At 64.1% G+C, this 12,304-nt stretch carries 12 protein-coding genes; 2 read left to right on the top strand and 10 right to left on the bottom strand.

Translation table 11 applies throughout. From position 1 onward, the window contains the following. Nucleotides 1-13 precede the first annotated feature (13 nt). Nucleotides 14-1,957, top strand: coding sequence for a ketoacyl-ACP synthase III (locus tag HCA61_RS07330; protein WP_169687526.1), 1,944 nt, complete (start codon nucleotides 14-16; stop codon nucleotides 1,955-1,957). 112 nt (nucleotides 1,958-2,069) lie between these two features. Then, the gene (locus tag HCA61_RS07335; protein WP_169687527.1) at nucleotides 2,070-2,450 is read left to right on the top strand and encodes an excalibur calcium-binding domain-containing protein; all 381 of its coding nucleotides are present in this window, start codon (nucleotides 2,070-2,072) and stop codon (nucleotides 2,448-2,450) included. Between the two features lie 93 nt (nucleotides 2,451-2,543). Here HCA61_RS07335 and HCA61_RS07340 read toward each other — a convergent pair whose 3' ends face one another. The 10 genes from HCA61_RS07340 to HCA61_RS07385 form a co-directional block, all read right to left on the bottom strand. Continuing rightward, on the bottom strand, nucleotides 2,544-3,452 hold the full coding sequence (locus HCA61_RS07340; protein WP_169687528.1) for an oxygenase MpaB family protein: 909 nt from the start codon (nucleotides 3,450-3,452) through the stop codon (nucleotides 2,544-2,546). 69 nt (nucleotides 3,453-3,521) lie between these two features. Then, nucleotides 3,522-4,742 (bottom strand): MlaD family protein, encoded by a 1,221-nt coding sequence (locus tag HCA61_RS07345; protein WP_169687529.1) that lies wholly within the window; start codon nucleotides 4,740-4,742, stop codon nucleotides 3,522-3,524. Beyond that, nucleotides 4,739-5,818 (bottom strand): MCE family protein, encoded by a 1,080-nt coding sequence (locus HCA61_RS07350; protein WP_169687530.1) that lies wholly within the window; start codon nucleotides 5,816-5,818, stop codon nucleotides 4,739-4,741. Before HCA61_RS07350 ends, HCA61_RS07345 begins: the two co-directional genes overlap by 4 nt. Beyond that, on the bottom strand, nucleotides 5,815-6,933 hold the full coding sequence (locus tag HCA61_RS07355) for an MCE family protein (RefSeq protein ID WP_169687531.1): 1,119 nt from the start codon (nucleotides 6,931-6,933) through the stop codon (nucleotides 5,815-5,817). Before HCA61_RS07355 ends, HCA61_RS07350 begins: the two co-directional genes overlap by 4 nt. Nucleotides 6,934-6,941: 8 nt before the next feature. Then, nucleotides 6,942-7,991, bottom strand: coding sequence for an MCE family protein (locus tag HCA61_RS07360; RefSeq protein WP_169687532.1), 1,050 nt, complete (start codon nucleotides 7,989-7,991; stop codon nucleotides 6,942-6,944). Nucleotides 7,992-7,995: 4 nt separating this feature from the next. Then, nucleotides 7,996-8,214 carry a hypothetical protein gene (locus HCA61_RS07365; protein ID WP_169687533.1) on the bottom strand — a complete coding sequence of 73 codons (219 nt, stop codon included), beginning with the start codon at nucleotides 8,212-8,214 and terminating at the stop codon, nucleotides 7,996-7,998. Further along, entirely contained in the window at nucleotides 8,211-9,248 is a 1,038-nt protein-coding gene (locus HCA61_RS07370) for an MCE family protein (protein WP_169687534.1), read from the bottom strand. Before HCA61_RS07370 ends, HCA61_RS07365 begins: the two co-directional genes overlap by 4 nt. Next, entirely contained in the window at nucleotides 9,245-10,495 is a 1,251-nt protein-coding gene (locus tag HCA61_RS07375) for an MCE family protein (RefSeq protein WP_169687535.1), read from the bottom strand. Before HCA61_RS07375 ends, HCA61_RS07370 begins: the two co-directional genes overlap by 4 nt. A 1-nt stretch (nucleotide 10,496) precedes the next feature. Then, nucleotides 10,497-11,351 carry an ABC transporter permease gene (locus tag HCA61_RS07380; protein WP_169687536.1) on the bottom strand — a complete coding sequence of 285 codons (855 nt, stop codon included), beginning with the start codon at nucleotides 11,349-11,351 and terminating at the stop codon, nucleotides 10,497-10,499. Next, the gene (locus tag HCA61_RS07385) at nucleotides 11,348-12,160 is read right to left on the bottom strand and encodes an ABC transporter permease (protein WP_169687537.1); all 813 of its coding nucleotides are present in this window, start codon (nucleotides 12,158-12,160) and stop codon (nucleotides 11,348-11,350) included. The genes HCA61_RS07380 and HCA61_RS07385 overlap by 4 nt, the downstream gene beginning before the upstream one ends. Nucleotides 12,161-12,304 lie beyond the last annotated feature (144 nt).

Below are 12,304 nucleotides of genomic sequence, written 5' to 3' on the forward strand. Positions count from 1 at the left end.
GGTCTCATTTCAGATGCAGTCTTTCGAGCTCAACCGGCATGGCAAGGTCGTCTTCCCATCCAATTTCTTTCCCGATCTGGATTTCTCGGCATTCACCAGTGTCGAGCACCTCGACTCGGTGATCCGTCGTGATTTCGACACGAAGGCCCCCTCGGTCTCCGAAATCCTTTCCCGCAGTGCTCAAGGCGTCTACAAAACCAAGTTCGAACTCATGCGCGACATGGCCCTGAGCGGATTCTGGGCGAATCGGTTCGCGCTCACCATGTTCGACAAGAAGCCGACGCGCTGGTCCGATGTTCCGCGCAACCGCGACGACATCTACATGCCCACGCTGACACCGTGGCCCGATGCCGCAGAGCGTATGGCTGCCGTCCAGTCCGCCTACCGCGAACTTCCGGCCGCGTGGAACGAAGCGGCCGAGGACCTGATCTTCGCTCGCCTGTTCAACGTCTTCGGCTCGCGGCGGCACATTGCCGGATCACTGCCCACCGTCAAGCCGACGGTCGAGCAGCTTCTCACCGACCCGGACAACATGACGCTCCGGATCGGCAACCACGATCCGAACTACCCGATCTACACATACGACGAGATCCTCGACAGCAGCGAAGATGTCGCCGAACTCGAGGCCCTCGGCCGGTGGTCGATGGTGCTGCACAACCAGCACCCCTACAACCGCAACGACCTCGAGGTCGTGAAGGTCAGAGATCTGAGAGACGACGACTACGTTGTGGTCTTCATGCCCCGTGATCGTGAAGTCCAGCGTTTCATCACCCGGGCGACATCCGGCAAGACCCGCAAGGGCGTGAGCTACACGAGCCCTGCTCCCATCGCCCCGTCGAAGCCCTATCCGGCAGTGGACGTGAACGCGGAGTTCACGATCCGTCCTCGCATCGACTCCCTCGCGGTCGCGCACGGAGACATCGTCTGCACGAACGACGACCTGATCCGCAACACCGCCTACAACTGGTCGCCGATGACGGCCGAGTCCATCGCACAGAAGACCGGAATCGAGCAGCGCCGCTACACCTCCGGCACGTTCGAAGACCTCGCTCTGTCGGCAGCCAAGCAAGCCGTCGAGCATGCGAGCGTCGGTCCGGAGGACATCGGTGCCGTGATCGTGTGCACCTGCACGAGCGGACGGTTGATTCCGTCGCTCGCGACGTGGATCTCGGGCGAGCTCGGCATCGCACAGACCCACGCGTCGTTCGATCTCATCGCGGCCTGCGCGGGCATGCCCTACGGTCTTGCCGAGGCAACCCGCATCCTGCAACAGGTCAAGCGGCCCGTACTGGTGGTATGCGTCGAGAAGTTCTCCGACAAGATCGGCAACGTGCGCCCCTCGCGCATGATCTTCGGTGACGGTGCAGCGGCGATCGTCGTGTCGCCCGCCGACGACGGCGCCGAGGGCGATATCGAGTACTTCAACAGCTATGCGAGTGGACCGACGAGCGAAGTCAATTCGATCATCTGGCCCAACCCGGACTTCGACAACTTCATCACCGTCTACGGTCCCGAGGTCAAGTCGCTCGCGGGCCGCTACCTGGCGCAGATGCTCGACGAGATCAACGAGCTGCCCGCACCGGCCGGTGAGAAGGGGTCGCTCCTCGACAACATCGACCTGATCGTGCCGCACCAGGCGAACAAGACGATGATCATCGAGCTTGCTGCGAACGCGGGGCTGTCGGCGGACCGCCTGTACTTCAACATCGAGCAGGTCGGTAACGCGTCGTCGGCGAGCATCCCGCTCGCGATCCACGACGCCGTCCGCGACGGCGTCATCGACAAGCCGGTGCGCATCTTCGCACCCGGATTCGGTGCCGGTGCCGTCGCCGGATACACCGTGATGCGCATCGACCCGAAGGTGGTCGCTCCGTTCCGTTCAGCGGACGAGCACGCGGCGATCGACCCCACTCAGGGGAAACCGTCGCCATCCGATGTCGAGCTGGCATTCAACTAGAAGATCCATTTCATGCCGATCGTCCCGTTCGCAACGTTTCTTGCGGACGGGACGATACCTATTCGAGGCCACATCCATGGGTGGCCCCGAGTGATTTCGAAAGGCACAACCAATGAAGATCCGGCGTCTTACTGCCGCAGCACTGAGCTGCCTGGCGCTGACGGTCGCTGCTCCAGCGACCGCGAACGCAATCACCCTGGTCGATCTACTCCCCACCGGCGTAGCCGACCTGATCCCCAGCGGATCATGGAACCCGTTCGCACCTCCGGCACCGCCGGCTCCTCCTGCTCCCCCGGCGCCACAAACCCCGCCCGCTCCCCAGCAGCAGTCGGCACCGGCGCCCGCGCCGCGTTCGGCTCCGAGCGGTGGATTCAAGAACTGCACCGAGGCGTGGAACGCCGGTGCAGCTCCTGTCTACCGCGATGATCCGGGTTACGCACCGCGCCTGGACCGTGACAACGACGGCATCGGCTGCGAGCGGGATCCGCGCTAGCATCCGTACCCACTGACCGTCCGAGCGTGCAGTTCTCGTCGCCGTTTCGCCCTCAGCGCGACCAGAACTGCGCACTCGACGGGGCGACAACCATCAAATGATGTTCCTGTCGGTTTTCAGGCGGCGACGCAGATCCACCATCAGTGCGTGGCTGCCACCGTGCCGGATGAACTTCGGAATGAAGCGGTTGACGAACGAGACGAATACGAACAGGTGCTCGAAACGACGACGGTCCGCCTCGCTCCATTCGTAGCCGAGCTGGTCGCGGAAGTACGGCGGCAGAGTTCCGATCGTCAGGAACTTCAACAGATTCCTGAAAATCAACCGCATCGGCAAGTTGATCATCTTCAGGCCGACAAGATCATCGATGAACTTCTTGGATGCCTCATCGAAAACCACGCGTTCACACCCACGATTCCAGTACACGTCGAAGTCGGCGCGGGTCGTCGGCCACATCTCTTCCGTGACCTGCAGCGTGGTGCCGAGCTTCGACGCGGTCGCATAGAAGTCCTCGATCTGGTTCTCGTCCAGGGTTCCGTGCAACAGCTGGTAGCTGTCCTCGATGCCGACGTAGAGGCAGGCCGCGACCCACATCTGGAGTTCGCGGTTGAACGCGTTGTATTTCACGGGACTGTTCTCGTCGGAACGCACCTGCCGGTGGGCTCCGTTGACGGCCTCCCGGAACGCCATACGCTCCTCATCGGTTCCGAGGATCGCGACCGCCAGGTATTGCGTGGTGGTCCGCGCACGCTTCCACGGATGATGAACGAGAGCGCCGCTCGGCACCTTGCTCTCCATCACGCCGTAGGCGACCTCGGGCCAGCCCAACTGCATGATGACGTTCGCGGCTGCACCGGCGAACGACCAGAAGTCGATGGCGTCGGACAGGACATGCTTCTTGCGGCTCCAGCGATTCGGACCGCTGGTGATCCTGATCCGGGTACGAGCCGAGGTCAGGGCAGGTTCGGCATCCACAGCGTCGTCGAGGTAATGCGCGGGCATCTGTTCCTCCTGGTGGTTCTGGTTCGGACTGCAGCACCGAATCGGCGCCGAATGTTCTTTCCCTACTCGTCAGTTCCCTCCGCTGCCGATGCCCTGGAGCAGCATCCGCCAGAAGGTTGCAAGCTCTTCGCCGGCGGGGATGAGGATCGGATCGGCAACAACCGGGGGCCCGATGAGTGTTCCCGGTGTGGTCCGATTCGCCACACCGAGATCGTCCGGTCGCGGAGCATTCTGCGCGCCGCGCTGGCCGTGGTCCTGCCCGGGCGGACAGTAGTGTGTGAGGTCGGGTGTCACCGGCGACTCGTCGCCGAGCGGGCGACGGGGGGTGTCATAGGCACACACCGGACCCTGAGTTGCGATGAGCGCGAAGTCCGCTCGGTCGCCGTGCACGATGGATTCGAGAGCGGCCAGGCCCGCGGGAATCGAAACGAGGCCGGTCTGCAACGCCGCCGATCGGTCGGAAATCACCGGTGCCACATCGACGAGATTGGAAAGCACCGCCGCGAACGACATCTCGTTGGCGGCGAGGACACCGTCGGCCCGCCGCATGGCATCCGGGGTGGTTGTCATCATCTCGGTGATCCGGTCCTCGTTGGCAGACAAGGTGTCAGCGATCGTGTGAGCAGCTGCAACACCATCGACGAATCGGTCCGAATTACCCGCCATTGTACTGGTCAGACCAGTTGTGCGACTGAGCAGTTCGGTCAGGTCGGAGGACTGTGCTTCGAGTCGACCGGACAGATCATCGGCGTCGGTGATCAGCCGGGCCAGATCCGGGCCGAGGCCCTGGAAGGCCGCACCGAGCTCGGTTCCGACGGTGGCGACGGTCCCGGGTTCGAAGGTATCGAGCAACGACGCGGCGCTCGCAAGGGTCTCGGCGATCTGGACGGGCTGCTCCTCCGTCGGCATCTCGATCGAGTCACCGTCCACGAGATACGGGCCACGGTCGACGCGCGGGAAGATATCGACGTTGAGCATGCCGGCGAGCGTCCCCTGGGTGATCTTCGCGATCGAGTCGACCGGGATCTCGGTGCCGGATTCGAGTTCGAGCTCGAGCCTCGCACCCCCGCTCTGTGGTTCGACGTTCACTGCCGACACTGCACCCACCTGTACACCGCGGTAAGTGACGACGGTGCCTGCCGACACGCCGAGCGCATCGTCCACGTCGGCGGACAGAGTCATCCGATCGCCGACACCGCGGGGGCCGACGATGTAGTAGATGCCGTACGGGACGACGATGACCGCAGCCAACGCGAACAGGACGAGCTGGACGAGGACGATCTTCTTCATCGGTGTCCTCCTCCGAGGAGATCCTGCAGCGACGTCGGAGATGCACCGGGCGGCGTCCCGGTGAAGTATCCCCCGGTCAGAACCGTATCGATGCTCTCCGGGATCTCGAGGGCACCGTCGAACACGAGGTAGTCACCGCGCACCGACCTACCGAATGCATCCATGAATGCGTTCATGGCGGTGAGAGTTCCGCCCATCCGGTCGTTGAACGCGGCGAGAGTGGATGCGACCGTCTCTGCGTCGGTCAGGAATCCGGCGGTGCCCTGCGGTACGGCATCGGTCAGTGCCTGCATGTTGCCGGCCAGCCGCGTCGTCGAGTCGAGGAGCGCGGAGATCGAATCGCGTTGTGAGACGAGCACCTCCACCGCGCCCGCGGTGTTCGCGAGGTAGGTGTCCATCGTCTGCTCCTCGTCCGCCATGATCCGGGTGACGTCAGCGGCCAGGGCCATCGCCTCGTCGAATGCTGTCTGTTTGTCGATCGCGCGCGTCATGAGGTCGGTGGCGGTGTCGGCGAGCGACTGCACCCGATCGGATCGCCCCGTGAATGCGATGTTCAGTTCGTCGACAACCGTCGCGAGTTGGTCCATTCCGCTGCCGCTGACAACGTTGCCGAGCGACGCAAGCATCGTCTCCACACGCGGCCCCAGATCGGTGTTGTCGACGGTGATCACATCGCCGTCGGACAATCGGTCCGACGCGGCATCAGCAGGTGTGACGAGCCTCAGATACGGGCTGCCGAGGGCGGACGGAATCTCCACCGAGACCAGAACATTGCTCGGTACCTCGAGTTCGCGCTGCAGCGAGACCTGAAGGGTCGCGCCGGTTGTCGCAGTGTTCAGGGCTGCGACCCGGCCGACGATCTGCTGGCCGTATCGGACATCCGCGCCGAGGACGATGCCGTCTGCGCTCGACAGGTGCACATCCACGTCGAATGCGCCGGCACCGGCGGATCGCCCGACCGGGAGATCCTGGATGCCGCAGCCGCAGCCGGACACAACGACTGTGCTCACGAGAGCCACGGCGAGCGCGGCGAGACGCATGCGCTGCCGGGAGGGGACGAGAGGTGTCGGGGTCACGGGTTCCCTCCGGTGATGGCCGTAACGATCCCGAGCGGATCGGACGCGCTGATGGGAAACGAGATGGGGTTCGTGAACCCTGCGCCCGTGCACAGCGGCAGCGGGTGTTGCGCACACAGCGGACCGGCGGTCTCGAAGGATGTCAGGTTCGTCGACACGTTCAACCGGATGCGGCTACGCCCGTCGGGGCCGACGGTGTTCTCGAGGTTCTGCATCATCAGCGGGACGAGATCCATGAACTCGGCGAGTCCTGCCTTGTTGTCGGTCAGGGCGTAGCCGAGCCCTTCGAGGTTCGTCGAGATCGCTCCGAAGCTCTCCTGGTGCTGGGTGACGAAACTGTCGAGTTCGGCGAACACGGTCTGCAGTTCTTGGAGCGGCACGGTGATGTCGAGATCCGCGTCCTGCCACACGGTGGAGAGGGTCGACATGTCGTCGACCATGGAATCGAGCGACACCTGACGCGCATCCATCGCCTCGATGAGCATCGAGAGGTTGTCGACGAGTACTGAGAAGTCCTCGGAGGTTCCGCCGAGGACTCCGGTGGCTGCACTGAGGTCGCGGATGGCATTGTTGAACGCCTCGCCCTGGCCACCCCACGTCTCGGCGCTGCTCGCGAGCACCGAGCCGACATCGCCGCCGTCCGGTCCCATGAAGTCGACGAGGGTCGAGAGACTGCCGAGCATCCCATCGATGTCGATGGGCGAATGGGTGCGCTCGACCGGGATGGTCGATCCGTCGGGCAGTTCCGGTCCGTCGGAGAACGCAGGCCCGAGTTCGATATAGCGCTCACTGATGATCGCGGGGCTCATCACGTATGCGGAGACGTCGGCGGGCAGTGTCACCTCCTCGGGGACGGTCATCGTCACCCGCACCGACGTGCCCTGCGGTTCGATGCCGGTGACGGTTCCGACGGCGACACCGAGCACTGCAACCTTGCTGCCGGAGTAGATGCCGTTGACGTACTCGAAATCGGCGTGCACCGTGGTGACCCGGTCGGTACGGCCGAAGATGTACCAGATGGGCGCAGCGATCAGCAGAAGCGCAACCACCACAAGCGAGATGATCTTCCTTCTACCCGACGGCCTTGTCGTGCTGGGCCGCTCGCGCTCCGACATGTCCTGTATCACCGGCATTCCTGCATCACTCCGATCGCGCACAGAAGATTGTCGGGCAGGACCGCTGCGGGGGTGGTGACGTCGGCCCACGTGCCGTTGCCGGTGGCATCGGTGACGGTGCGCAACGCCGGTGGCAACTGCGTCATGAGAGAGGCGATGTTCTCGGAGTTGCGCTGCAAGGTGGCGGTGACGGCCGTCAGGTTGGCGACGAGACGGTCGGCTTCGTCCCGGTTCTCCGTGAACGTCTGCGACAGTGTGGTGATGACAGCACGCAGGTTGTTCGCGAGCCCGGTGAGCGCCTCCTTACGGACCGCCATGGTCTGCACGAGTGTGCGTGCGTCCACGGCGGTTTCGACTACCAAATCCTGTTGAGCGACTGCCATCTCCGACAGCCGACGCGACATCTCGAGTAGTTGATCGAATTGGTCGCTGTGCCGTCCGAATGCTGATGACGCGGCACTGATGCCCGTGAGGGTTCGTTCGATCTCGCCGCTGTCGGACGGCATGACCTGCGACAACGTGGTCATCATCTGTTCCATCGCGTCGAGGTCGAGTTCTTGGGAGACTCGCTGCGCACCCGCTCCGACTTCGTCGAGCGAATAGGGGACGGTGGTGCGATCGATCGGGATCGTGTTGCCGCCGTCGTCGACACCGCTGGGCCGGACATCGAGGTACCGCTTGCCGAGCACGGTTTCGAGCCGGACCGACGCCGTCGACGTGTTGCCGACCGTGCGGTCGTCGTCGAGCCGGAACTCGACGTCGACGTGACGACCGGTGAGGACGATGTTCTCGACCCGCCCCGCAGGGACGCCCGCGACATAGACGGGATCACCGACCGCAAGCCCTGCTGCGTTCGCGAATTCCGCTGTGAAAGGCTCGGTTCGGGCCTGATACCAGAAGCTCGGAATGCTGATCGCTGCGGTGAGGCCGACGATGAGGACGACGATGCCGATCGTGCCGAGTACGAGCGGCATGTGCGTGGTGTTCTGCCTTCGACCGAATCCGAAGAGGAATTCGAGCGCGCCGACGAATATGTCGATGAGTTTGACGAGGAACATCGCTTCAGCGCACCTCCCCCGTGGCCGTCTCCTCGGAGTTCGCCACGAGGACGTTCACGAGGTCGTCGATGTGCGCGACGCCGATCGCGACGATGCCGATACCGGCGCCGAGCACGACGATGACGAACACCCAGGCGAGGCTCTGCATGATCCGTCCGTTGTGACCGCCGAGGGATCGGGTACCGCGGACGATGAGGTCGATGAGTCGTGTCAGAGGGATCATCGGCACACCGGCGAATGGGTCGGACCGAAGATGTTCACTTCTGCGTCGCCTGCTTTCAGGGTGAAGTTGCACAGATAGAGGCTCACGAAGCTGCCGTACTGCCCGGTGCGGTTGATCTGGTGCGCGAAGTTCGGGAGGTTGGTCAGCATGCGCTCGAACTCGGGTGTGTTCGCGATCCAGGTGTCGGTTACAGCACCGAGGCTCGCGAGGGATCGGGTGAACGCACCGTCGGACTGCACCATGATGTCGGCGAGCTCGTCGACTGTGGCACTGCCGCTGTCGAGGAACTCGGCGAGCCGGGCGCCGTCACCGACGACGGAGTCGCCGAGCACGGACAGTCCGTCGACCAGAGAACTCAGTTCACCGGAGCGGTTGTCGAGCGTTCCGAGCAGCCGGGTCATGTTCACGACGACCTCACCGAGGATGTCTTCGCGATCTCCGAGACTTCCGGTGAGGACCGCCACCCGGTCCAGAAACTGCGCGACGGCGTCGCCGCGTCCGTTGAACGTGTCGGTGAGGTTGCGGGCGAGGACGTTGACCTCTTCGGGCGGCAGGGAGTCGAACAGCGGCCGGAACCCGTTCATCAACGCGGTCAGGTCGACGGGCGGGGTCGTCTGCGAGACCGGAACCACCGCGCCAGGGGCGAGCACGTCGGACACACCGGGTGCGTCGACGTACGGTTCGGGCAGCGTGATGGCCACGTACCGGGCTCCGAGCATGTCGCCGTAGCGCACTGTCGCGCGAACGTCGCTGGTGAGAATCTGATCGCTTTCGATCTCGACGGTCACGCGTGCCCTCGCACCGCCGCCGTCGGTGTCGGCGACGTCGATCGCATCGACCCGGCCGACCCGCACACCGGACAGCGTGACCGGATTGCCGACGCCCAGGCCTTCCACGTCGGTGAATTCGAGAACGTAGTGATCGGAGGATCCCCGGACCGGTTCGGCCAGCGTGTTGAACACCAGGGTTCCGCAGACCGCACCGACCACGCAGTAGCCTGCGAGCGACAGCACTTGGGAACGAGTCAGTTTCACGGGATCTGCACCTCGTTGCCACGGACGAACGGACCGAGAATGAACGAGGTCGCGGGGTTCAGGGCCTCGGCGACTTCATCGAGCGAGTCGGGAAGGGCCACTCCGGGAACACTCAGTGTGTCCTGGAGAAGCTGCAGCGGCTCGGCTTCGTCGCGTCCGCCGACGATCCTCGTCGGCGCACTGTAGGTGCCGTTGCCGGGACTGTTGCATTCGCGTCCGGTCATCGACCCGTAGCTCGGGCAGTCTGCCGACGTGTACGGCAGTGGGTCGGCGAACGACGGTACGGCCGTGATGTTGAATCGTCCTGTCGAGAAGACCCGTGCTCCGGCATTACCGAACGATTCGGCGCTCTCGAGCGTGCTGTACAAGCCGCTCGGGTTGGCTGCAGTCGTGGCGAGGATCGCACCGACCGAGTTGGTGACCGTGATCATCGAATCGCGGCGCTCGCCGGTGAATCCGTCGACCGACGCTGCGAGCAGGGTTGCGGCATCGAAGGTATCGGCCAGCCGATCGCGGCTCTCGACGATGGCGCCGGACACCTCGGCAGCCGATGCGACCATTCCGACGATGTCCGGGGTCGCGACGGACAGCGACCGCATGACCTCGACGAACTGTGGTGTCGCATCGAGGAAGTCGGCGGCAGCGGGAGCCATCGTGTCGCTGACGGCGGCAAATCTGTCGATCGTGCGTCCGATGGTCTGGCCGTGTCCGTCGAGCGCGCTGCTCAGCGCACTCAGAGCGACGGAGAGCTGATCCGGGCGCATGTCGTCGAGGACGCCGGCCATCTTCGTGAATACGTCGTACATCGCGACCGCTTCCGGGCCGGAGTCGACGGCAATGGTATCGACCTCCCCGAGCGTGCTGCCTGCGGTGATGGTCGTGTCGCCTTCCGGGTCGACGAGTTCGACGTAGATGTCGCCGAAGAACGTGCGGGGCACGACGCGGGCGAGAACCGCCGACGGCACGAGCTTCGCTGCAGCCGAGTCGATGGCCAGGCGCACCTGGGATTCGGTCGAGCCGGCCTCCACGGAGGCGATCCGTCCGACCTCGACGCCGTGATACCGCACGGGTGCTCCCCCGTTGACGAGCCCGGCAGCGGCGGGGACCTCAACGAAGACGTCGTCGGTGCTCTCGAAGGTTCCTGTGCCGCGGAGCACCATGCCTGCCGCAACACCCATCGCAAGGCAGAGGCTCAGCGCGCCGTAGGCGATGTATCTCGTTCTCTGACGTGAGGTGGGCCGATCCATGTCACACCCCCATTCCGGGAACTTCGGGAACCAGACCCCACAGCGCGAACGTGAGCAGCACGTCGAGCACACCGATCGACAGGATCGCGGTGCGCAGCGCACGGCCTGCCGCTGCGCCCACACCTGCGGGCCCTCCGGACGCGTAGTACCCGTAGGCGCAGTGCACGAGGCTGACGACCACAGCGAACACCATCGCCTTGATCCCCGAGTACAGGAGATCCTGCGGCGTGAGAACCAGATGGAAGAAGTAGTCGTAGGTACCTGCCGAGGCCCCGTTGAAATACACCACGACGAGGCGCGTGGACAGGTAACTGGCGAGAAGGCCGATCATGTAGATCGGGATGACACACACCATCGCGGCAAGCACGCGGGTCGCGGCGAGGAACGGAATCGACCGGATGGCCATGGAATCGAGCGCGTCGATCTCGTCGGAGATGCGCATGGCACCGATCTGTGCGGTGAAACCGACACCGACCTTCGCCGACAGTGCGATCGCGACGACGACGGGGGCGAGCTCGCGAGTGTTCGCGACGGCCGAGAGCATCCCGGACATCGTGGTCATCCCGACGAGCTCGAGACCGCGTTGGGTCTCCACCCCCAGCATCATCGCCGCGGCGAGCGACATGGCGAAGACGATGCCGATCGTTCCGCCGCCCGAGAGCAACGACTGGGTTCCGAAGCTCACCTCACTGATCTGAGCGAACACATGCTTCCGAAACTTGCTGAGAGCGTATGGAATCGAAGCGATGGTGCGGAAGTAGAACGAGACATGCATTCCGAGTGTCGCGAGGTTGTCGCCGACACGCCCCGCCGCCCGCGTCGCGCCGGCGATCGGTTCACGTGTTGCAAGGGTCATGCGAACTCACCCACAGCCGGAACGATGACCGTGTACAGGGCGGACAGCGCAGTGTTGACGATGAACACGAGCGCGAACGCAATCACGACCGCTTCGTTCACGGCATCGGCGACACCGCGCGGGCCGCCTTTCGTGTGCAGTCCCTTGAACGTCGCCACGAGGGCGGAGAGCAGACCGAAGACCGCCGATTTCACCAGTGCCATAACGAAATCTGCCGGTCGTCCGTATTCCGAGAATGTCGCCATGAATGTTCCGGCGGGTAGGTGCTGCACATAGATGTGGTACAGCCAGCATGCGGCGACACCACCGAGCGTCACCATCGAACACAGCGCGAGGGACACCACGACGGCACCGACGAGTCGCGGCGCCACGAGGCGTTCGAGGACGTCGAGGCCCATTACTTCCATCGCGTCGATCTCTTCGCGGATCTTGCGTGACCCGAGATCTGTGCAGATCGCCGATCCGGCGACACCCGCGAGCATGAGTGCACACACGAGCGCCGATGCCTGGCCGACGATGATGAAAGCGACGACCGCGCCCGAGTAACCACCGGCCCCGATCCGTCCGGCGAGTTCGCCGACCGACACAGCAATGAACACCCCGACCGGAATCATCAGCAGCAGAGACGGTCCGGTGCACACCCGTCCGATGAACAGGGTCTGCGTGACAGTTTCGTGTAGCGACAGCCGTCGTCGGATGATGGCAACCATCAGCACGACCAGCGACTGCACGGCGAATCCGATCAGGAATCCCCCCTCGGTCGCGACGTCGCGAACCGGACCGCGCGATGCAGGCAGCTCGTAGGTCATCTACTGAATCCCTTCATTTCGCACCCCCACAACCGTTCTCCGCACACGCGGATCACCCCCATCCGGTAACCGAGCCCATCGGCAGCACCACCGGAAACAGTCTTCGATATGCGGTGAAGTGTGGCACACAAGTCTCCGGCCGAC

Source organism: Rhodococcus sp. HNM0563 (assembly GCF_012726195.1).
Classification (GTDB): Bacteria; Actinomycetota; Actinomycetes; order Mycobacteriales; family Mycobacteriaceae; genus Rhodococcus.

Bases quoted from the DNA above. Each gene is read 5' to 3' on its own strand.
- HCA61_RS07340 (WP_169687528.1), bottom strand. From the start codon at position 3,452: ATGCCCGCGCATTACCTCGACGACGCTGTGGATGCCGAACCTGCCCTG.
- HCA61_RS07330 (WP_169687526.1), top strand. From the start codon at position 14: ATGCAGTCTTTCGAGCTCAACCGGCATGGCAAGGTCGTCTTCCCATCC.
- HCA61_RS07345 (WP_169687529.1), bottom strand. From the start codon at position 4,742: ATGAAGAAGATCGTCCTCGTCCAGCTCGTCCTGTTCGCGTTGGCTGCG.
- HCA61_RS07365 (WP_169687533.1), bottom strand. From the start codon at position 8,214: ATGATCCCTCTGACACGACTCATCGACCTCATCGTCCGCGGTACCCGA.
- HCA61_RS07375 (WP_169687535.1), bottom strand. From the start codon at position 10,495: ATGGATCGGCCCACCTCACGTCAGAGAACGAGATACATCGCCTACGGC.
- HCA61_RS07355 (WP_169687531.1), bottom strand. From the start codon at position 6,933: ATGTCGGAGCGCGAGCGGCCCAGCACGACAAGGCCGTCGGGTAGAAGG.
- HCA61_RS07360 (WP_169687532.1), bottom strand. From the start codon at position 7,991: ATGTTCCTCGTCAAACTCATCGACATATTCGTCGGCGCGCTCGAATTC.
- HCA61_RS07380 (WP_169687536.1), bottom strand. From the start codon at position 11,351: ATGACCCTTGCAACACGTGAACCGATCGCCGGCGCGACGCGGGCGGCG.
- HCA61_RS07335 (WP_169687527.1), top strand. From the start codon at position 2,070: ATGAAGATCCGGCGTCTTACTGCCGCAGCACTGAGCTGCCTGGCGCTG.
- HCA61_RS07385 (WP_169687537.1), bottom strand. From the start codon at position 12,160: ATGACCTACGAGCTGCCTGCATCGCGCGGTCCGGTTCGCGACGTCGCG.